Source organism: Methanothermobacter crinale (assembly GCF_055397825.1).
Genome location: NZ_AP042450.1, coordinates 648257 through 666282, shown reverse-complemented (window position 1 = coordinate 666282; position 18026 = coordinate 648257). Strand labels below are relative to the sequence as shown.

Genomic DNA, 18026 nt, shown 5'->3' with positions numbered 1-18026 from the left:
ATATGGGAGATAATTTGTTGTCTTTTTCAGAATCTGAGCCGTTTTTGGGCCCAAAATCATATAATACTAATTTTACAGAATATATTATCGTAAGAGTCTTGAGAGGTGAAGAAAATGAGATATATGCCCATATTATTGGGTTTTGTCCTGCTATTTGTCATGGCAGGATCGGCATCGGCAGCAGATGCCTACTTCTACGAAGTAAATGCGAACCAGACGACCGCAAAAGTGGGCGACCATGTCAAAATAGAAATTACGGTAGACACCACGCCAAGCAATGAAAGCTACAGTGTAGACAACATGACAGTACAAACATACATCACACCACGACTCAAAATAGAACAAGCAACAGTAGACTACGGAACATACGAAAACGGAACATGGTATATTGGAGACGGCTACTACGGAATGGCAACATTAACATTGAACTGCCTCGTAAACGGGACAGGAACACTCACAGGACATTTCTACATCCGCGCAAACAATGACGACGACAGAACAAACAACTACCAAAGAATCGACATAGAAGTACCATTCACAGACCTGAAAAGCACAGCAAGAGTACCCAGCAGCCTATCACCCGGACAAATCTTCAACTATACAGTTACTGTTGTGAACATGGGAGTTGAAAATGCAACCAATACACAAATGCAAATAAACCTGCCCAGCAATATAGAATACCAATCATACACAGCCACCAAGGGAACATTCAACCCACAAACCGGAATATGGACAATAGGAACACTAACATATGACAATAACGACAACGAAAACGATGATCCACTCGGTGAAAACGCAACGCTCATACTCACATTAAAAGTCAAACCAACTGCTGCTGCGGGCACATACAACATCACAACGCTCACAAACTGTGATTTATCATTATTATCCATATTCCAGGCCAGCCCCACAACCGCACTCAGAGTAACAGACACCAACAAAATACAGCTAATCATAACAAATCCAACAGGTGTAAGGCAACGCCACGTAATCTACGTAACCATCACCGACGGATCACAAACAATAAAACGAACATACAACTTCTACCTTGGAGCAGGTGGAACCAGAACAATCACACTAGGAAACCTACACCGCAACGCCACCATCAAAATCACACAATACACATACAATGCTGAAAGAACCAGCAAAACAATACAATACACACAGAAACTGAAAAGCATAGCACATGAAAACAGTAAAAACACGACGGTCCAAAACGTGAAGGGCCGACAAAGACAAGCCATTAAAAGAATCACCAGGGCCACAATAAATGACCAATTCCAGATAGTCTACACATAGTTCGTTATAGAATACAAAAAAATTAGGTCACCCCCACACCGCCCACCCTATGAATAGTCCGCGCCCCTCCGCTTACGCTCCGGGGCGCGGCTAATATATTTTTTAAGGGGGGAGAAGGATGACAGGTGTTGAAAATTTCAAAATAGTAACAAACATAACAAAAATTAAAAATGAACTGAAGGAATATGACTTTAAGATGAAACTTATCCGAGATGCTGAATCATATATTGCAATTGCCGGGGACGGCGAAGCAGTCTACCTACTATACCTACTACTACCTACAAGAAAAATTCAAAATATTAAAAAAACACATTTGGAAATTCAAAACACTCGCCTACAAATTCAGAGCACAACCATACCTTGTAACATATGATATCATGGGAGCATTTTATCCGTTACATGCACTCGAAGATTCAGGAAAACACTTCATCCTAGACACAGAAAAAGCACAAGGCCTAATGTTCTCATTCAGCACAATAGTATCCGAACAACTACAAGGAAGACTCACAATCTAAATTTCACCTTTTTTTCTATGCCTGGGATTTAGCCCCCTAAAAAAAGGGGGGATTATAATCTTTAGTATTCTACTGTCCCACCACGTTCCCTTACATCTTGCCTCCACATCTCTACGGCCTTTGGATCCATACCCTTCAGATCTGTTAACTCTTCTCCAACTATCTCGTGGCCACACTTGTAGACTCGGTGAGTGCGTTTATGTAGGATCCCATATGTTTTTTTAGTGTAAGGGTGAGTTTCGTGACAAATGAAAAAACATGTCCGAAATGCGGAACACTAAACCATTTGGATGCGAAATTCTGCCGGGAATGCGGAGCCAAACTCGGCGAAACACAAGAAATGGATATTTCTGATAAATGGAAGATCTCGATGTTGAAACGGAAATTAACAAGTATGAACCCTAAAGTCCGCCAGGAAGCAGCAAAAGCGTTGGCTGAGATAAGGAAACCAGCCATAGATCCCTTCATCAAAGCCCTGAAGAATGACAACGAGAGGGTCCGCCGGGCAGCAGCAACAGCGTTGGATAAAATACGCAGCAGAGGCGTTGGATAAATATTGAATTGGTTGGGGGGTGTGATTTGGATTTTAATATCCATACCGGTGTTTTATAACATATTTCACCTCTTTGGAGGGGTTCATTGAATAGAGGGTAGGCTATTGGGGAAAGGTTGCTTCAATAAGAGTGGTGAGGGGAAGCGACCATAGCGTGACGAACTGCAGTGAAAGTTGTGAGGGGACATTTTAAGATTGATTGATGGGGTTCCGTACACTATACCATACATTGTAGGATTAAAAAGCATTGGGAGATAGAGTTGCTAAAACAATTGTTATAAAGGATTAAGGATGTGAGAAGCATGTTCTGTCCAAAATGTGGAGCTGAAAATCCCGAAGCCGCGAAATTTTGTAAAAATTGCGGTAAAAAATTGAAATCAGATACCAAGGGAGGGGGGAACAAAAAAAGAGTCCTAATCGGTACTTGGGCCTTTTATTAATTTTAGGGATAATTGGAGCATTACTTGAAATTAATGAAAGTGCTACTGCCTTAAACATATGTCAACCAAACAGTAGTTATGGAAAGCGGAATATTGAAAATAAATGGTTCTTCAGAGCCGAATGCAAATGTTACAATAAATGGAGAACCCATAACTCTCAATACAAGTGGCAGTTTCACTTACGAAATACCTGTCCAAGGCCCAATGGAGATAATTATAAGAGCAAAAGCCCCAGGCAAAGAAGAAAGCACTCTAAACATTACCATAGAAGAACTTACCAGCTCCCATTTTAGATGGTCATTTAATAGTACAGGCGCTGCAACGATAGCAGATCTAATGCCATAAGGATTTATATAGGCGCTAAACTATGAAAGTTAGTCTGCTGAATATCATTCACTATATTCTTTTTTATGCCCTAAAAAAAGCCCCTATCATGGAATAGACTCCAAGTTTAGCATGAAGCTAGGGATATTCTCCCATTTTTGTGATAATGTTAATTATCACCACAGAAACCAGGTGAAAAAATATTCTCCGATCCCTGCCGGCAAGTTAGCGAGTCGCCTTTCCTGCAAAAAACCTTAAAAAGCCGCTTCCTGCAAGGTTCATGGTGATTCTATCCCTTATCCAGAAATTTTTGGAAAATCTTGCAATAATTTTACGATGATACAAACATCAGGTCAATGCAGGCCTATTAGAGGGGCTTTGCTGGACACACTTCCAAAAGGTAAAAAGAAGAGTTATAAAGGCCAGAAGAAGATCCTAAAGACAACTTTAGAGGATATAAAGATCCCAAGATCAACAAGGAACAAAGAAAAGGATAGAGAGAAAATATTAAGGCTAATGCAAATCCTAAAAAAAAGTATGAGAAAAAGTTCGGAGAGGATAGAGGAGGTTGACAAGGAGATCGACGAGCTTGTTCTCCAAGATCCGCGGGTCGGGCTCCTTCACCTGAGTGGTGGAGCTGGCGAAATTCTTGCCACTCGCATAGAAATACCAACCTACCCCGTCATAGTGCTGGTTGTAGTATACAGTGAGATTTTTCTCCCAGCCAAGCCGATCAAACCGTATCTTGTACCCATCCCTTCTTTCAACTATTTTGAAACGCCCGTTCGCAAGCTCCCGTAAGATTAGCTGGTCTTCAGCTATCATAACCTCTCCCAAATCCCCTTTTTAGGTTGGAACCCACGTCTTCTCTATGTGCTCCCGGATCTCCGGATTCTTAGATTTGATAGCCTCCTTCCTGGCGTCGATCTTGCCCATCTCAATCAGTCTCTCATTGATCTGGTTCTCCAGCTCTTGCGCCGTCACGTAATCCCCCCATCTTCAAACATTCCAGCTGCTCCTTCCACAATTCCAGGCTCTGGCGATACAGGTGGTTACGCTCCAGAATTAATTCTATTATGGCCTTGTAAGGGCCGTCAGCGTATTGGTGGGCTTTCCATTGGAGAGATACGATCTCATCTGTCATCTTTATTAGCTTGTCTATTTTAACGATCGCCATATCATAGTTGCCCGCTGTAGCGTACGCGGTTGCCTCGCGTAGCGTCATATTGTATTCAGGTGTTAATTGACTCGCTTGTATCATGTATTTGTCCATCTGCGACATTCTGTAATTCTTGTAGGTGATGTAGCCCGTTATCCCCGCAGCAACTACCAATATAATAACCACTATCTTCAGAAGCTCCTTTTTTTCAATCATAGGCCACACACCTTATATAATCTCAAATATTCTTTTCTGACTCTTTTTTAGCTCACATTTTGCCAAAGGTCCTTCCATTCTACACAAGGAGAATCCTAGTCATGATAGTATCCTGCATTTGGATCCCAATGTTCATATTCTGAAAAGTATTGTCCGACGTCCGTGTCATAGTACCATGCAACCCAATCATGAGTGATTTCATCGTCATATGTATAGTAGACTGGTCCGATTATATGATGACCTGGATGTGCTCCTGGCGGCAGTGAGGGCTTTCCACTACTCTGCTCTGAGTTTGGGGTATTCTTGTTTGGGGGTTGATTTTGTATGCTCGTCTGGTTTTGTATACTAGTATTGTTTGGTGTGTTGTACTGTATTTTGCCGGGGATTTCCTTGTAGATGTTGATGAGCATTCCAGTGGTGAATGCAAGAGCCCCGACTAGGATGAAGCATACCAAAAGAAGAACTTTTGCCATCTTATCCATTAAACCACACCCCCCTTATTTTTGTATATGACCCTACATTTTACAAATAAATTATCGTGAGATGGGAAGTAAGACAAGAAACTATGGAGAAGCCATAAGGTTCTCTTAACAAAACCCGAACTAACATTATTGTGTGAAACCTCGTTATGGATATAACGAACAAAAAAAGCACAGTGAAAAACAAAAGAAGAACACCTCAAACGAGAAAAAACAAAACGATACTGGTCAAAACAACAACAAAAAAGAGTAGGTCTCAACAATGCAAAGGGAGAAAAGAAAAGCTCCGGATATGGTCAAACCAACGACTTTTTTTATAACGATAAAATATAATACGAATATAATCCGAAGAAAACCGAACCCACAAAAAACACCCTAAAACGGGAAAAAACCAAGTTCCTGCAACAATAGGATAATCTTCTCCATGGAAATTCAGAAGAGGAAAAAACTCCACCATAAAAGGTCAAAATTCTTGCAAAGCCATGAGAAGCCGCCTTTTTCACAACACCAAGAAAAAAGCAAGGAGAAGCTCCTGCAGGAAACGAGAAAAAGTAAACCCCCACCTTCTAAATTCTAATCCCTGTAAAAACGAGGAGAGCTATCATTTCCAAAAAATGGGGGGATTGAGATGCGGCTGCAGGAATGGAAGATATTATACACCCCCTCCCCTACAATCTCCACCGGGGGGGAAGAAAAAATCATAGGGGGTGAAATTCAAAATGGAGAAACTAAAATTGCTCATAGCATGTCTAGCAGTCTTTGAGCTCGTAATATCCGTGTCAGGGTGCATTACAAGTGGAAAAGAAAAATATAGAGACGAGTACATGAGCTTTAAATACCCAAAAGAATGGAATGTGACAGGAATAGAAGATTATGGCAGTCATGGTGAATCAGTGACCTTAAAAAGCCCTGATAATCAAAGTGTAAGTATAATTCATCGACCCTAACACAACACTCGAAAATACAAATGCAATAATCACCGGTACCTTCAAAGCAGAGCCCGTTGAAACAAAGACCATCGGTGGAGTTCCCTGTATGGTGTATGTTATGGGTCCGGTGCGATTTTACTCATTCGAGAAAAATGGCAGCGCTTTCATGATAATAACCAATGAGATGGTAGCGGATGCTGCTGAAAGTATAATAGCATCGATAGAAGCTGAATAGCGACAGAGACAGGCACCTTCTCAAAATTAAACTAAAAAAGAATTTATGGCTTGAAGGCGTGATTAGAAACTATTGTAATAATTGTTCTGGATGTTTGGAGGAATTGGATTCTTTCCATTCTAGACTTTGAGACCTCCCATTTAGGTTAGTTGAATGCCCCCATATCAATGTTTTTTTTCAGAAGATCTTCTAAGGGGATGGTGTCATGCTCCTTGCGAAAGAATGCATAGTCTGTTTTACTTTAGCATTTTTTAACTCGTTTAGCCGGGTTAAGTGGCTGAAATAGTGGGATATTGGATTAGGTTTTTTTCGATTATGGTTTGGTGAGTGGACTCGCCGGGATTTGAACCCGGGGCCTCCGCCTCGCGAGGGCGGTGCTCTACCAGACTGAGCCACGAGCCCCACCATAGTAGAATTTCAATTTTCAGGCTCCTATGATCCCCCCAGAATCTCGTGGGGGGGTTCTATCTTTTGAATGTGATTAGCCAATTTTTTCCACTTATGGTGTTCTATAGGAAAATTTATTATGAATAGTTGTTGATAAATTTTTTTGGTTGATCTTTCACTTGGGGGGTGAATGTTATGAGAGGGTCTTTTAGGCCTGTTGATAAGGCTCCTACCGGTATTTGGGGTGTTGATATTATCACTGGTGGTGGTCTTCCTCGTGGCCGTAATACTCTGGTTTATGGTGGTCCTGGTACGGGTAAAACGTTCTTTGCGATGCAATTCCTTTTGAATGGCGCCAGTTTTTATGATGAGCCAGGTGTTATGGCAACTTTTGAGGAGAAACCTGCTGTTTTGATTGAAAATTTTGGATCAGATTTTCTTGAGGATCTGATCAGGAGAAGGAGGATATTTATAGAGGATTTTTCATCTATTCATCATCTTGAAAGTGGTGATTATAATTTAGAGGCTCTTTTAATGCGCCTTGATGATGCGATAGATCGTGTAGATGCCAAAAGGATAGTGCTTGACAAGGTAGATAATCTACTTTCACAATTTGAAAGAAAAACGATCATAAGAGGCGAACTCTGCAGGATTATAGATTGGTTAAATGATAAAAGACTTACAAGTGTCTTCACATCAGGTGAAAACCCCTATGGTGGGGCTACACATGGCCTCGAGGAATATGTATCAGATTGTGTTATCCACCTTAAACATCGCTACAAAAATCATATTGGAACAAGGTATATGACAATAAAAAAGTATAGGGGTTCAGAGCATGGTTTGAACGAGTACCCGATGCTCATAAACTCGAAAGGTTTGTCATTATTCCCCATAACCTCCCTCAGACTTGATTATACTGTAAGTCGTAAGATTGTTTCAAGCGGGATCCCCGAGTTTGACAATATACTTGGAGGCGGATTTTATAAAGGGTCAACTGTGCTCATCTCAGGGACCACAGGCACGGGTAAAACAAGTTTCGTGGCTAAATTCGCTTATGAAGCCTGTAAGAGGGGTGAAAGGTGTCTTTTCTTTGCTAATGAGGAGCCCGCGGATCAGATAATCCGTAACATGAAATCTGTTGGGATAGATCTTGACAAATTTAATGGTGACAATCTCCTGATCCATGCTGAAAGACCCACCACCCTTGGCTTAGAAGCCCACTTGACAAGTATGCAGGATCTTGTGCGTGAATTCAAACCAGACCATGTTATAATAGACCCCATATCCGCACTTACAGAGGCAGGTTTTGCCGTGAAAGACCTTTTCATAAGATTCACAGATTTCTTGAAAAATCGGAAGATAACCTCCATCTTAACATACCTTACAAGTGGTCGTGAGCCCTTGACAACCACAGAAATACACTTATCCTCTCTTATAGATACTTGGGTGATACTTGACCAAGTAGAAAAGCGGGGACATTATGTTAAGATTTTAAGGGTGCTTAAAAGTCGTGGCCTGAAACACTCCACAAAACCCACTGAATTCAAACTGACCAGTAAAGGCATAAAAATATTATAGAGGGGGAGGATCTAAATTCCGGATGAGGTAATTTTAAGATTATATGTTACGCGTCAAAATTCCTATTCAAAGGCTGCTATCAAAACCCTAAACAAACTCAAAAAGAAAGTAGATATCAGTGTTGAAATCGTGGATATTACCGAGGATCCGGATTTGGCCCGTGAGAATCATATTATCGCCATACCAACCCTTGAAAGGGTAAAACCCGAGCCAAGGAGGAGGATCATAGGCGATCTCTCAGATGAGGAATCCCTCTTAAAATTTATAGGGTGTTAACTTTGAATAATGCTAAATCACTAATAAAGGGCATGAAAGTCCATGATCACATCTGCCTAATCTATGAAGATGAAAAAGAATGGGAATCCACCATCATACCATTCCTAGTAGAGGGGTTTAAACGTGATGAGAAGTGCGTTTATATAACTGATAGGCATAAGAGCGAAACCATAAAAGAACTTCTCATAGAGAGAGGATTCGACCCTGAGAAGCTTAAAGGACAATTCAAAATATTATCTGAGGATGAAGCATACACCAGAGGCGGAACCTTTGACCCTGATGCCATGATAAAACTCCTAGAAGAGGAAACAGAAAAGGCCTTGGACGAGGGATATTCCGCCCTCCGCGCCACTGGAGAGATGACCTGGATCTTGAAGGGCAAACCCGGGAGTGAAAAACTGATAGAATATGAGGCCAAACTTAACAGGTTTTTTCCAAAGGCTAAATGCCTGGCTATATGCCAATATAAAAAATCGGCTTTCGAACCAGAAATACTCAAAGGTGTTATCATGACCCATCCCATCCTATTATGGAAGGGTGAAATTTACAGGAACTTTTATTATATACCCCCTAGGATTCTCCTTGAGGAGGATCCTGCCATTGCAGAGATTGAAAACTGGCTTAGGAACATAAAACGTGAAAAAGAGTTTATAGAATCCATTGAAATGTTCACAGGGTTATTTAAGAGTTTTATTGATAATGTTCCGGCCATGGTATCTGTTAAAGACTCTAATTTAAAGTATTTTCTTGTGAATAATAGATTTTGCAGGTTCGCTGGGAAAAAAGAATCCGATATAATCGGTAAAACCGTTCATGAGGTGTTTGATGAAGAAACCGCGACCATATTAGAAGAATTGGGTGAAATACCATTAAAGGGGGAGGAAATAGCCCTTGAAAGAAAGATCAGGGGTAGATATTATCATATACGTAAGTTTCCTGTTGAAATCCCCATTGGTAAAAGGGGTATAGCCTCTATAATACTGGATATAACTGAGAGCAAAAAATTTGAAGAAAAACTAAGTAAATTAACGAAAAATTTCATCAACGTCGTCGAGAACAGCCCAGAGAGCATATTCATCATCAACAAGGCAGGGAAAGTATACTATGCAAATCAACAAGCCCTAAAGTACTTCGGATGGGAGAAAAGCGAGATCATAGGAGAAACCATAGGAATACCCTCAAAACCCCATATCACAGAAGAAATCCAAACCATAGACGCCAACGGCAACCTGAAAATCGCCGAATTAAAAACCTCCAAAACTTACTGGGAAGACGAAGAATGCACCCTAATATCCATACGCGACATTACGAAAATCAAAGAATATGAAAAATCCCTAAAAAAGGCTCTAATGGAAAAAGAAGCCCTACTAAGAGAAATACACCATCGAGTCAAGAACAACCTCCAAATCATAATAAGCCTAATAAACCTCCAAGCCCAAAAAGCAGAAAACAGGGAACTGCTCAAAGAAACAACAAACAGGATAAGAGCCATTGCAAGAGTCCATGAAAAAATCTACCAATCAGAAGACCTAGCCTCCATAAACCTCAAAGAATACATAAAAGATATCATATCAGAATTAAAGGCAACATACAAACTCCCAAAGATAAAATTCAACTATCAAATCCAGGATATAAAACTCACAATAAACCAGGCCATACCCTGCGCACTTATAATAAACGAGGCCCTGACAAACTCTATGAAGCATGCATTCCCAGACAAGGAAGGGACAATCACAGTAAAAGCATATAAAAGCAGAGATTCTATAAAACTTATCATGGAAGATGACGGCGTCGGATTCCCAAGAGGATTCAGGCCAGAAGAATGTGAAAGTATGGGGATGAGACTAATCCACGCCCTAACAAGGCAACTTGACGGTGAAATAAAAATAAAAGGAGAAAAGGGGGTTAAAATCGAACTCAAATTCCCCCATACCATGAAGGGTTAGATATGATATTTGAGATAATAAAATCTGAAGGCATATCCCACAATTCCTATTTTTTAGGATCTCAGGGGGAGGCCGCCATCATAGACCCCAGAAGAGACGTTGACATCTACCTAGAACTTGCAAGAAAAAATGACATCAGCATCCGTTACATATTCGAAACCCATAGAAACGAAGACTATACCATAGGATCCCTAGAACTTACAAAATATGTTGACGCCAAGATACTCCACGGGAGCAAACTAGACTTCAAATACGGGACCAAAATAGTCGACGGAGACACATTCAAACTAGGATCACTAGAACTTGAAGTTCTTGAAACTCCAGGCCATACATATGAGAGCATATCCATCCTCGTGAAGGATAAAAACACAGAGAATCCCATGATGGTATTCGTCGGTGATGTGCTATTCGCGGGGGAGGTTGGAAGGGTTGACTTTTTCGGGGAAGAAAAAATACCTGAAACCGCAAGTCTGCTCTATGAGAGCATACACGAAAAAATCTTACCATTAGGGGATCATGTTATAGTCTGCCCCGCGCATGGTGCAGGTTCCATCTGCGGCGCCCAGATAAACGACTAAGACATCACAACCATAGGATATGAAAAGATAACAAATCCCCTCCTCAAATTAGACAAGGAAAGCTTCATAGAACATAAAAAGAGCGAAAAACTCTACACCCCACCATACTTCAAAAGGATGGAAAAAAACAACCTAAAGGGGGCGCCACTAGAAAACCCACACCTAAAACCCCTAAACGTTAATGAATTCAATGATATGATCAAGGAGGGGGCTCAAATTGTCGATGTTAGGAATCCAACAAGCTTCTGCGGAGGTCACATCCCAGGTAGCTTGAATATTTGGAGTGGTGGTTTCGCTGCATTCGCAGGATACTTCCTAGACTATGATAATCCAATAATCATAGTAGATGAAGACGGATCCAATGATCTTGTGAGAAGATCACTTATAAGACTAGGATATGATAACAAGTATGGTTATCTGCAGGGTGGCTTCCCAAACTGGTACATTAATGGGATGGAACGTGAAAGTCTTGAAGCATGGACTGTAGACCAGCTAAAATCCCAACTAGATGGTGGAGATTTCACCCTTCTTGATGTTAGGAAACACGCCGATCGTGAAAAATTTTATATAAAAGGTTCCAGGCATTGTTGGCTTGGTGACATCCCAAAAAACTTGGAAAACATGCCTGATAATGTGGTTGTTTATTGCGATTCAGGTTATAAGTCGACTATCGCAGCAAGCCTGCTTAAAATGAATGGATATGATGTGAAAACTGTCCTTGGAGGGATAATCGCCTGGATAAGGAAAGGTTATCCCATCATACAAGGATAAAAATAGGAGGTTTAGGTTATGGGGATTGTTAAAATACCTTTAATGACAAAGGAAGAATATGACGAGTTTATAGGGGAGAAATTCCTCAGTAGAATAGCCTTTAGTGGAGAATATCCATATATAGCACCATTCCTTTATGTGTTCGACGGGGAACACCTCTAACTTTCTGTCAACTAAATACGGGAGGAAAATAGAACTTTTAAAAAACAACCCATATGTTGCAGTTGAAATAGAAGAATTCGAACCAGACCTTTCAAGTTACAAGTTTGTAACCCTCCAAGGACAGATAGTCCAGATTACAGATGATGAACAGAAGAGAGTAAGGGAGATGTTCGCAGATATGATCAGGGAAAAAACCTTTCTAGGAATGTGCTTAAGGCTTTGGGTCATTCACCAGAGGATCCCTTGGCATGTCTTGTTAAAATGGAGAGATCCTATGTCTGGAAACTTGTAGATGTCGTTGATATAACCGGTATAAAAAGTGGAAAATAATATTGGTGTGGGGGGGTTTAAGGAGTGGAAAATTGTAGGGGGGTGTAAAAGTCAACTCCTTAAAACCCTTATTCCCCCTTATTATTTTCACATATATTAATCTTTTTTTGTGGCTATAATCCCAATATCATCTTTGTTAATGTTTTGCTTCCCAATGCGAAGGCTATGAAGGTTATGCCCATCCCAATTTTTATCTGCTTTGAAACCTTCCCAGCGGTTTCCTTTCGTGGATCTGCTAAAATTTTGAAGGCAGCCCTTATGAATACTATTATCGCCAGCACCAAAGCTGGAATGTAAAGGATGCCGAAAACGTTTATAATATAGAGTATGGGGCTTGTTAGACTGGCTGTGAACATGAAAATTGCGGCTATTATACTTGAGATTCTATGCCCATACCTGATTGGGAGTGTGGTGGCTCCCTCCATCTTGTCTCCTTCTATATCTTCCATGTCCTTGATTATTTCCCTTGCCATGGTCATGAGAAAAGCATAAAAACCTATATAAGCTGCTTTGACAATTTCACCCACTATCACGCCTCCGAATACGAAACTTAGACCTGTGAGGAATGATATTACAAGGTTGCCTATGAGACATTTCCTTTTAAGAGTATGAGCATAGTATGTCATGAGAAGGGAGCTTCCAACCACTATAATCCCTGGGAGTGAACCGAGAAAAAATCCGAGCACCGATGCTAAAACAAAAAGTACAAGTGAATAGGCGCCCGCAGCCTCTCTACTAACACGTCCAGATGGTATGGGTCTCTCAGGCCTGTTTACAGCATCTATTTCATAATCAAAATAATCATTGATTGTGTTACCGGCTCCTGTGGCCATGAAAACGATTATAGCCGCCACTAAAACATCCAGATTGAATTTCCAAGCTATGAGAGCTATTAAAACAATTGAAACTACCGCCATTATGGCATTAACTGGTCTTAATATTTCTATATAAGCCTTCATCATCTCTCACCCTTAAACCAAAACTCAAATATACTCTAATAAGCTTCACACTATTATATGACAGACAATGACATCCTCGGACTACTACTAGTATATAGCTACGTTATGATCGTACTATTTATAGGGGGAAAGTTTCAAAACCCAAATTTTAGTCGCAAATTTGTACATATAATGGTTGGTAATATCATCTTTATATTACCAGTATTTAAGACATGGTGGGTTATGGTATTCCTCGCAGCAGCACCCTTCATACCCCTAACATTTCTTATAAGCCCATATTCACCACTCAAACTAGAACATAAAGCTTCTTCTTATGGCCACGGCCTGGGACTCGTATACTATTCCATCTCATGGACTCTGCTCGCCCTACTATTCTTTAACCATCCCTGGATAATCGCAATTGGTATCGCTGCAATGTCCTATGGTGACGGTCTAGCATCACTAATAGGCGAAAACTACGGGAAAAGAAAATACAACATCCTAGGAGACCCTAAAAGTGTTGAAGGATCCCTCGCAATGTTCATCACCCTACTAGTCACGTTACCCATAATCTTCATCTACTACAAGCAGCCAATAAACTGGCTCATAATAGCTGCCATAGCAGCCACAGCAACCATCATAGAAGGCGCCACACCAAAGGGACTTGATAACATAACAGCATGCATCGGCGCAGTGACAATCTACCTATTAGGGTGTGCATTATGAGATTCATAGTCATCGACGGATTAGACGGCGCTGGAAAAGACACCCATGCAAAACTCATAAAAAAAAGATATGAAAACATGGGAGAAAAGGTCATATACAGGTCGCACCCAGAAAATGACAACCCATACGGTCGAAGGGCTAAAAAAGCGCTGCTCAAAAAAGGTAAAATAAATCACCTAAAGGCAAGCATATACTACGCCTTAGATGTTATAAGATCACTCCACCTCTACTATCGATCAAAGGAAGCCGACACCCTAATATTTGTAAGATATCTTATGGGAGTAGCATACCTACCCCCAAAAATAGCCTGGATACTATACCACATCTTCTCCCTGATATTCCCCACCACAAAATACATGTTTTTCCTCGACGTTTCACCCAAAGAATCATTAAGACGCCTCCAGGAAAGAAACGAACACGAAATGTTCGAAAACCTCGAAGATCTTAAACATGTCCGCGAAAAAGCCCTAAGACTAGCCAAAAACTGGCATATCATAAATACCGAGGACAACATAACAGATGTTCAAAAGAAAATCGACAAGATCCTAGATCAACTTGACAAAGGCGAGAAAACATGATGATAACCTGCCTCATAGAAGACACCGGCACACTAAAGGCCGAACATGGATTATCCCTCCACATAGACAAACCCAACCTACTATTTGACATGGGCCAATCCAATTCCTTCATTGAAAATGCCCAAGAACTCGACATAAACATATCCAAAGTAGAATATGCCCTCATATCCCACGGACACTATGACCATGGCGGCGGCCTCCCATACTTCCTCAAAGAGAATAAAAAAGCAGAGATTTATGTGGGAGATGGTGCCTTTTACAAACGCTATGCAAATGACAACGGGTCCTGGCGTTATATTGGCTTAGATGAGAGCTTGGCAGATAACCCGCAGATAAAAACCCTAAAAAAAGACACTAAAATAACCAGAGATTGCACCATACTAACTAACATCCAAAAGTTTTTCCCCACCCCAAAGGGCAACAATAAACTTTATAAAATTTCAAAGGACAAGATAGTCCTTGACGATTTCAAGGATGAGATAATCCTAGTCATAGAAAAAGAGGATGGTCTGCTCGTTTTAACTGGATGCTCCCATCGCGGCATCCTTAACATAACAGAGACCGTGAAAAGAAAATACAATAAACCCATAAAAGCCCTTATAGGGGGCTTCCACATAAAAGCCGAGGAGGCCCCGAACCTAATAGACCCATTCAAAAGCATAGAGGAAATCTACACCGGACATTGCACATCAAAAAGGGCATACAATATACTCAAGGAAAACCTAGACAATATAAAACCCCTACACACAGGGACCCAGATAGAAATCATTTAATAATATAAAAAATAAAAAATTATCCCCATGAAAACCAAGATCATATTCCTCATATTAACTGTTATCTGCCTTTTAGGTGTTGTGGCCGCTCACCAACCACGACTCGCACCATCAACCGCCCCAATAGACAATCCAATCATCATAAAAAAACCGGAAATCTCCCAAGCATTCTATGGTCAACTACAAGGCAAACCAGTCTATTATATGATAGAATCCCCCAAGGAATTCAGATTATACGTTAACATTCTAATACCAGACAATCCAGGGGAGAACCAACTAGTATATGCTAAGATACTAGACGATAAAGGGAAAACAATAAAGGAACTGGGCCCAGGAGAGTGGAAACCCTACTTTGAAGAATTCGGGGGTGACTATTACCTTAAAGGGCCCGAATTCAATGAAACCATCCCAGCTGGAAAATATTATATAATGGTATTCAACGAACAAAATAAGGGCAAATACGTTCTCGCAGTCGGTGATATAGAAGCATTCCCAGCTGACGAAGCCCTCAAGGCAATCATACTCCTACCAATACTAAAAGCAAGCATCTTCAATGTGCCATTAATTGAATCCTTCCTACAATTCCTAGGGATTATCCTGGCAATGGGCACCTTCATATCCCTAAACTTCACAAAGAACAGAAACCTTATAAGGGTCAACTGGGCGGGTATCATATTAACAACAATAATGTGGGGGTTCCACTACATCCAAAACCCCTCTAATATACTCGCGAACATCCAAAACATTATATTACTGGTGACGATAATCCTAACCTGGAAATTCAACAAAGAAATCATCCAAGGTAAAATGCCAACCTGGACCAGCAGAACCCTAATAATATTCTGGTTAATCTTCCTATTCATCAGAGTAACAATATGAACCCAAGGTGAAGGGTACCATGGACCAGTTCCAAAAAGAATATACAAGGATAATGTCAATGGACAGAATAGAAATGCAAGAAGAAGTTAAAAGATTGTCAGATGATTGTGCATGCCCCTCCTGTCCATCCTATAGGAAATGTGATGAAAGGCTATTCTGCATCCTAGGAGAATCAGAATGCATAAAAGATGAGAAAGGATGCCTATGCCCCACATGTCTAGTAGCATCCACCCTAGGGATCGGGCTCTCAAGAAACTTTTACTGTACTAGAGGCTCTGAGATGGATCAGAGAACCAAACCATAATCTCTCAAAAAGCGAAAGATTTAATAATCTGGATAAGTATGATTATAGTAGTTGATCATTCTAACCTTCTCCTTACAAGATAAACTGGAAATTGGGAAGGGTGTTCTAATTGGGTAAAATAAAAATCGCTATCATAGGCGTGGGAAATTGTGCAAGTTCCTTAATCCAAGGAATATACTATTACACAGAAAAGGATGAAAAGGACGCTATAGGATTAATGCATTGGGACATAGGCGGTTACAAACCAGAGGATATAGAGGTTGTCGCGGCATTTGACGTTGACAAAAGAAAAGTGGGGAAAGACTTGAGCGAGGCAATATTCGCCCCCCCAAATTGCACGAAAATATTCTGTGAAAACATACCCAGGATGGACGTTGAAGTTTCCATGGGACCCGTACTCGATGGCGTAGCACCCCACATGAATGAATATGATGAAAAATACACTTTCTCGGTTGCGGACGAGGAACCAGTAGACGTTGTAGAAGTCCTTGAGGACAACGACGCCGAAATGCTTCTAAATTATTTGCCAGTTGGTTCGGAAAAAGCCACACGTTATTATGCCAAATGCGCACTCGAAGCCGGAACAGCCTTCATAAATAACATGCCAGTATTCATCGCAAGCGACCCCAACTGGGCGTCCAGATTCGAAAAAGCAGGCCTACCCGTAATCGGAGATGATATAAAAGCCCAGATAGGGGCTACGATAACACATAGGACCCTGACACAACTATTCAAGAAGAGGGGTGTTAAGTTAGACAGAACATACCAACTAAACACCGGTGGAAACACCGACTTCCTAAACATGCTAAACCGGGACCGGCTCCATTCAAAGAAAAAATCAAAGACAGAAGCCGTACAATCCATCCTAGGCGATGAAAGACTAGACCCAGAGAATATACACATAGGCCCAAGTGACTATGTACCATGGCAGAAAGACAACAAAGTCTGTTACCTTAGAATGGAAGGAAGAATCTTTGGCGACGTTCCCATGAACCTCGAACTCCGCCTCAGTGTTGAAGATTCGCCAAATTCTGCAGGTTGCGTTATAGATGCTATAAGATGTTGTAAACTAGCCCTCAAAAGGGGAATTGCAGGCCCCCTAACATCCATATCAGCCTATACAATGAAACACCCACCAATACAATATCCTGATAATGAAGCAGCCAAGCTGGTCGATAAGTTCATCACTGGGGAAATTGAGAGATGATTAAATCTCCTCAAATAAACAAGTTTTATCTCCAAGACCCCAACACTTCACTTCCTTCAAATCTATATTATCTCCAAGGACCGACTCAAGGAAACCCGCTAATAAGCCACCCTCAAAGTGGCACAGCGGCCTCCCAACACTAGGAAGCCCCGAACAGGTAGCGCATTCGTCCAATCTAGCCTCCAAAGGGTCCGTGCTTAGGATCGTTAATTTACCCACTCCCTTTTCCCTGAAAAGGGTGACTATTTCATCTATTGAATCTGCTTCCATGTCAGTGGCCGCGTCCTTCGCACCAGTATATATTAAGCCATCCACTCGTTCACCCAACATTTCCATTGGCAGGAAGCGGATTATGCGGAAGAATTCAACATCGATGAACCTTCCAATGTTGGGCCTTTCAATCCTCCCAAGTTCCATAATTAATACCCCATCAACAATATCTCA

General features: G+C 41.1%; 26 protein-coding genes and 1 tRNA gene. 21 read left to right on the top strand and 6 right to left on the bottom strand.

What is annotated here, in order from left to right; all coding sequences use genetic code 11:
- Positions 1-114 precede the first annotated feature (114 nt).
- The 6 genes from ACZ5XX_RS04030 to ACZ5XX_RS04005 all read left to right on the top strand — a co-directional run bounded on the left by ACZ5XX_RS04030 (position 115) and on the right by ACZ5XX_RS04005 (position 3932).
- Positions 115-1299, top strand: a complete 1185-nt coding sequence (locus ACZ5XX_RS04030) for a hypothetical protein (RefSeq protein WP_464585895.1) — start codon at positions 115-117, stop codon at positions 1297-1299.
- Between the two features lie 212 nt (positions 1300-1511).
- Entirely contained in the window at positions 1512-1814 is a 303-nt protein-coding gene (locus ACZ5XX_RS04025; RefSeq protein ID WP_464585893.1) for a hypothetical protein, read from the top strand.
- Between the two features lie 241 nt (positions 1815-2055).
- Positions 2056-2367 (top strand): HEAT repeat domain-containing protein, encoded by a 312-nt coding sequence (locus ACZ5XX_RS04020; protein WP_464585891.1) that lies wholly within the window; start codon positions 2056-2058, stop codon positions 2365-2367.
- Positions 2368-2669: 302 nt separating this feature from the next.
- Entirely contained in the window at positions 2670-2807 is a 138-nt protein-coding gene (locus tag ACZ5XX_RS04015) for a zinc-ribbon domain-containing protein (protein WP_464585889.1), read from the top strand.
- A 93-nt stretch (positions 2808-2900) separates the two neighbouring features.
- Positions 2901-3152, top strand: coding sequence for a TcaA 3rd/4th domain-containing protein (locus ACZ5XX_RS04010; protein WP_464585887.1), 252 nt, complete (start codon positions 2901-2903; stop codon positions 3150-3152).
- 315 nt (positions 3153-3467) lie between these two features.
- Positions 3468-3932 (top strand): hypothetical protein, encoded by a 465-nt coding sequence (locus ACZ5XX_RS04005; RefSeq protein ID WP_464585885.1) that lies wholly within the window; start codon positions 3468-3470, stop codon positions 3930-3932.
- A 45-nt stretch (positions 3933-3977) separates the two neighbouring features.
- Here the strand turns inward: ACZ5XX_RS04005 and ACZ5XX_RS04000 are convergent, their stop codons facing one another.
- The 3 genes from ACZ5XX_RS04000 to ACZ5XX_RS03990 all read right to left on the bottom strand — a co-directional run bounded on the left by ACZ5XX_RS04000 (position 3978) and on the right by ACZ5XX_RS03990 (position 4988).
- Entirely contained in the window at positions 3978-4115 is a 138-nt protein-coding gene (locus tag ACZ5XX_RS04000) for a hypothetical protein (RefSeq protein ID WP_464585883.1), read from the bottom strand.
- Positions 4081-4506 (bottom strand): hypothetical protein, encoded by a 426-nt coding sequence (locus ACZ5XX_RS03995; protein WP_464585880.1) that lies wholly within the window; start codon positions 4504-4506, stop codon positions 4081-4083. The genes ACZ5XX_RS04000 and ACZ5XX_RS03995 overlap by 35 nt, the downstream gene beginning before the upstream one ends.
- A 95-nt stretch (positions 4507-4601) precedes the next feature.
- A complete protein-coding gene (locus ACZ5XX_RS03990; protein ID WP_464585878.1) occupies positions 4602-4988 on the bottom strand; it encodes a hypothetical protein in 387 nt (128 codons plus the stop codon).
- A gap of 704 nt (positions 4989-5692) precedes the next feature.
- Between ACZ5XX_RS03990 and ACZ5XX_RS03985 the strand changes: the two genes are divergently transcribed.
- Together ACZ5XX_RS03985 and ACZ5XX_RS03980 are read left to right on the top strand one after the other, a co-directional pair.
- A complete protein-coding gene (locus tag ACZ5XX_RS03985) occupies positions 5693-5932 on the top strand; it encodes a hypothetical protein (RefSeq protein ID WP_464585876.1) in 240 nt (79 codons plus the stop codon).
- Positions 5933-6020: 88 nt separating this feature from the next.
- Positions 6021-6149 carry a hypothetical protein gene (locus tag ACZ5XX_RS03980; protein ID WP_464585874.1) on the top strand — a complete coding sequence of 43 codons (129 nt, stop codon included), beginning with the start codon at positions 6021-6023 and terminating at the stop codon, positions 6147-6149.
- Positions 6150-6477: 328 nt separating this feature from the next.
- Here ACZ5XX_RS03980 and ACZ5XX_RS03975 read toward each other — a convergent pair.
- A tRNA-Ala gene (locus ACZ5XX_RS03975) sits at positions 6478-6551 on the bottom strand.
- 180 nt (positions 6552-6731) lie between these two features.
- On the opposite strand from ACZ5XX_RS03975, the gene kaiC reads away from it, so the two are divergent.
- The 7 genes from kaiC to ACZ5XX_RS03940 all read left to right on the top strand — a co-directional run bounded on the left by kaiC (position 6732) and on the right by ACZ5XX_RS03940 (position 12139).
- Positions 6732-8114, top strand: coding sequence for a circadian clock protein KaiC (kaiC, locus tag ACZ5XX_RS03970; RefSeq protein WP_464585872.1), 1383 nt, complete (start codon positions 6732-6734; stop codon positions 8112-8114).
- A 15-nt stretch (positions 8115-8129) separates the two neighbouring features.
- Positions 8130-8390: a circadian clock KaiB family protein gene (locus ACZ5XX_RS03965; RefSeq protein ID WP_464586213.1), complete on the top strand. Its 261-nt coding sequence runs from the start codon at positions 8130-8132 to the stop codon at positions 8388-8390.
- 2 nt (positions 8391-8392) lie between these two features.
- Complete coding sequence (locus ACZ5XX_RS03960) at positions 8393-10336, top strand: MEDS domain-containing protein (protein ID WP_464585870.1); 1944 nt, start codon at positions 8393-8395, stop codon at positions 10334-10336.
- Positions 10337-10338: 2 nt separating this feature from the next.
- Positions 10339-10914, top strand: a complete 576-nt coding sequence (locus tag ACZ5XX_RS03955) for an MBL fold metallo-hydrolase (protein ID WP_464585868.1) — start codon at positions 10339-10341, stop codon at positions 10912-10914.
- A 117-nt stretch (positions 10915-11031) separates the two neighbouring features.
- Positions 11032-11685, top strand: coding sequence for a rhodanese-like domain-containing protein (locus tag ACZ5XX_RS03950; RefSeq protein WP_464585866.1), 654 nt, complete (start codon positions 11032-11034; stop codon positions 11683-11685).
- Positions 11686-11703: 18 nt separating this feature from the next.
- Positions 11704-11847, top strand: a complete 144-nt coding sequence (locus ACZ5XX_RS03945; RefSeq protein WP_464585864.1) for a pyridoxamine 5'-phosphate oxidase family protein — start codon at positions 11704-11706, stop codon at positions 11845-11847.
- Complete coding sequence (locus tag ACZ5XX_RS03940) at positions 11822-12139, top strand: pyridoxamine 5'-phosphate oxidase family protein (RefSeq protein ID WP_464585862.1); 318 nt, start codon at positions 11822-11824, stop codon at positions 12137-12139. The genes ACZ5XX_RS03945 and ACZ5XX_RS03940 overlap by 26 nt, the downstream gene beginning before the upstream one ends.
- Before the next feature lie 151 nt (positions 12140-12290).
- Here the strand turns inward: ACZ5XX_RS03940 and ACZ5XX_RS03935 are convergent, their stop codons facing one another.
- Positions 12291-13136, bottom strand: coding sequence for a UbiA family prenyltransferase (locus tag ACZ5XX_RS03935; protein ID WP_464585858.1), 846 nt, complete (start codon positions 13134-13136; stop codon positions 12291-12293).
- Positions 13137-13193: 57 nt separating this feature from the next.
- On the opposite strand from ACZ5XX_RS03935, the gene ACZ5XX_RS03930 reads away from it, so the two are divergent.
- The 6 genes from ACZ5XX_RS03930 to ACZ5XX_RS03905 all read left to right on the top strand — a co-directional run bounded on the left by ACZ5XX_RS03930 (position 13194) and on the right by ACZ5XX_RS03905 (position 17582).
- Positions 13194-13841: a diacylglycerol/polyprenol kinase family protein gene (locus ACZ5XX_RS03930; RefSeq protein WP_464585856.1), complete on the top strand. Its 648-nt coding sequence runs from the start codon at positions 13194-13196 to the stop codon at positions 13839-13841.
- Positions 13835-14419 carry a nucleoside/nucleotide kinase family protein gene (locus ACZ5XX_RS03925; RefSeq protein ID WP_464586210.1) on the top strand — a complete coding sequence of 195 codons (585 nt, stop codon included), beginning with the start codon at positions 13835-13837 and terminating at the stop codon, positions 14417-14419. Before ACZ5XX_RS03930 ends, ACZ5XX_RS03925 begins: the two co-directional genes overlap by 7 nt.
- Complete coding sequence (locus ACZ5XX_RS03920; protein ID WP_464585854.1) at positions 14416-15192, top strand: MBL fold metallo-hydrolase; 777 nt, start codon at positions 14416-14418, stop codon at positions 15190-15192. Before ACZ5XX_RS03925 ends, ACZ5XX_RS03920 begins: the two co-directional genes overlap by 4 nt.
- 27 nt (positions 15193-15219) lie before the next feature.
- The gene (locus ACZ5XX_RS03915) at positions 15220-16071 is read left to right on the top strand and encodes a hypothetical protein (protein WP_464585852.1); all 852 of its coding nucleotides are present in this window, start codon (positions 15220-15222) and stop codon (positions 16069-16071) included.
- 19 nt (positions 16072-16090) lie between these two features.
- Positions 16091-16375 carry a DUF2769 domain-containing protein gene (locus tag ACZ5XX_RS03910; protein ID WP_464585850.1) on the top strand — a complete coding sequence of 95 codons (285 nt, stop codon included), beginning with the start codon at positions 16091-16093 and terminating at the stop codon, positions 16373-16375.
- Between the two features lie 109 nt (positions 16376-16484).
- Positions 16485-17582 (top strand): inositol-3-phosphate synthase, encoded by a 1098-nt coding sequence (locus ACZ5XX_RS03905; RefSeq protein WP_464585848.1) that lies wholly within the window; start codon positions 16485-16487, stop codon positions 17580-17582.
- Here ACZ5XX_RS03905 and ACZ5XX_RS03900 read toward each other — a convergent pair whose 3' ends face one another.
- Entirely contained in the window at positions 17583-17999 is a 417-nt protein-coding gene (locus tag ACZ5XX_RS03900; protein WP_464585846.1) for a V4R domain-containing protein, read from the bottom strand.
- Positions 18000-18026 lie beyond the last annotated feature (27 nt).

What these genes read in the sequence shown, in the direction of transcription:
- ACZ5XX_RS03945 (WP_464585864.1), top strand. Translation starts at nt 11,704, where the DNA reads ATGGGGATTGTTAAAATACCTTTAATGACAAAGGAAGAATATGACGAG.
- ACZ5XX_RS03935 (WP_464585858.1), bottom strand. Translation starts at nt 13,136, where the DNA reads ATGAAGGCTTATATAGAAATATTAAGACCAGTTAATGCCATAATGGCG.
- ACZ5XX_RS04005 (WP_464585885.1), top strand. Translation starts at nt 3,468, where the DNA reads ATGATACAAACATCAGGTCAATGCAGGCCTATTAGAGGGGCTTTGCTG.
- ACZ5XX_RS03915 (WP_464585852.1), top strand. Translation starts at nt 15,220, where the DNA reads ATGAAAACCAAGATCATATTCCTCATATTAACTGTTATCTGCCTTTTA.
- ACZ5XX_RS03920 (WP_464585854.1), top strand. Translation starts at nt 14,416, where the DNA reads ATGATGATAACCTGCCTCATAGAAGACACCGGCACACTAAAGGCCGAA.
- ACZ5XX_RS04025 (WP_464585893.1), top strand. Translation starts at nt 1,512, where the DNA reads ATGCTGAATCATATATTGCAATTGCCGGGGACGGCGAAGCAGTCTACC.
- ACZ5XX_RS03930 (WP_464585856.1), top strand. Translation starts at nt 13,194, where the DNA reads ATGACAGACAATGACATCCTCGGACTACTACTAGTATATAGCTACGTT.
- ACZ5XX_RS03940 (WP_464585862.1), top strand. Translation starts at nt 11,822, where the DNA reads ATGTGTTCGACGGGGAACACCTCTAACTTTCTGTCAACTAAATACGGG.
- ACZ5XX_RS03995 (WP_464585880.1), bottom strand. Translation starts at nt 4,506, where the DNA reads ATGATTGAAAAAAAGGAGCTTCTGAAGATAGTGGTTATTATATTGGTA.
- ACZ5XX_RS03910 (WP_464585850.1), top strand. Translation starts at nt 16,091, where the DNA reads ATGGACCAGTTCCAAAAAGAATATACAAGGATAATGTCAATGGACAGA.
- kaiC (WP_464585872.1), top strand. Translation starts at nt 6,732, where the DNA reads ATGAGAGGGTCTTTTAGGCCTGTTGATAAGGCTCCTACCGGTATTTGG.
- ACZ5XX_RS04030 (WP_464585895.1), top strand. Translation starts at nt 115, where the DNA reads ATGAGATATATGCCCATATTATTGGGTTTTGTCCTGCTATTTGTCATG.
- ACZ5XX_RS04015 (WP_464585889.1), top strand. Translation starts at nt 2,670, where the DNA reads ATGTTCTGTCCAAAATGTGGAGCTGAAAATCCCGAAGCCGCGAAATTT.
- ACZ5XX_RS03990 (WP_464585878.1), bottom strand. Translation starts at nt 4,988, where the DNA reads ATGGATAAGATGGCAAAAGTTCTTCTTTTGGTATGCTTCATCCTAGTC.
- ACZ5XX_RS03955 (WP_464585868.1), top strand. Translation starts at nt 10,339, where the DNA reads ATGATATTTGAGATAATAAAATCTGAAGGCATATCCCACAATTCCTAT.
- ACZ5XX_RS03980 (WP_464585874.1), top strand. Translation starts at nt 6,021, where the DNA reads ATGGTGTATGTTATGGGTCCGGTGCGATTTTACTCATTCGAGAAAAAT.
- ACZ5XX_RS03950 (WP_464585866.1), top strand. Translation starts at nt 11,032, where the DNA reads ATGGAAAAAAACAACCTAAAGGGGGCGCCACTAGAAAACCCACACCTA.
- ACZ5XX_RS03900 (WP_464585846.1), bottom strand. Translation starts at nt 17,999, where the DNA reads ATGGAACTTGGGAGGATTGAAAGGCCCAACATTGGAAGGTTCATCGAT.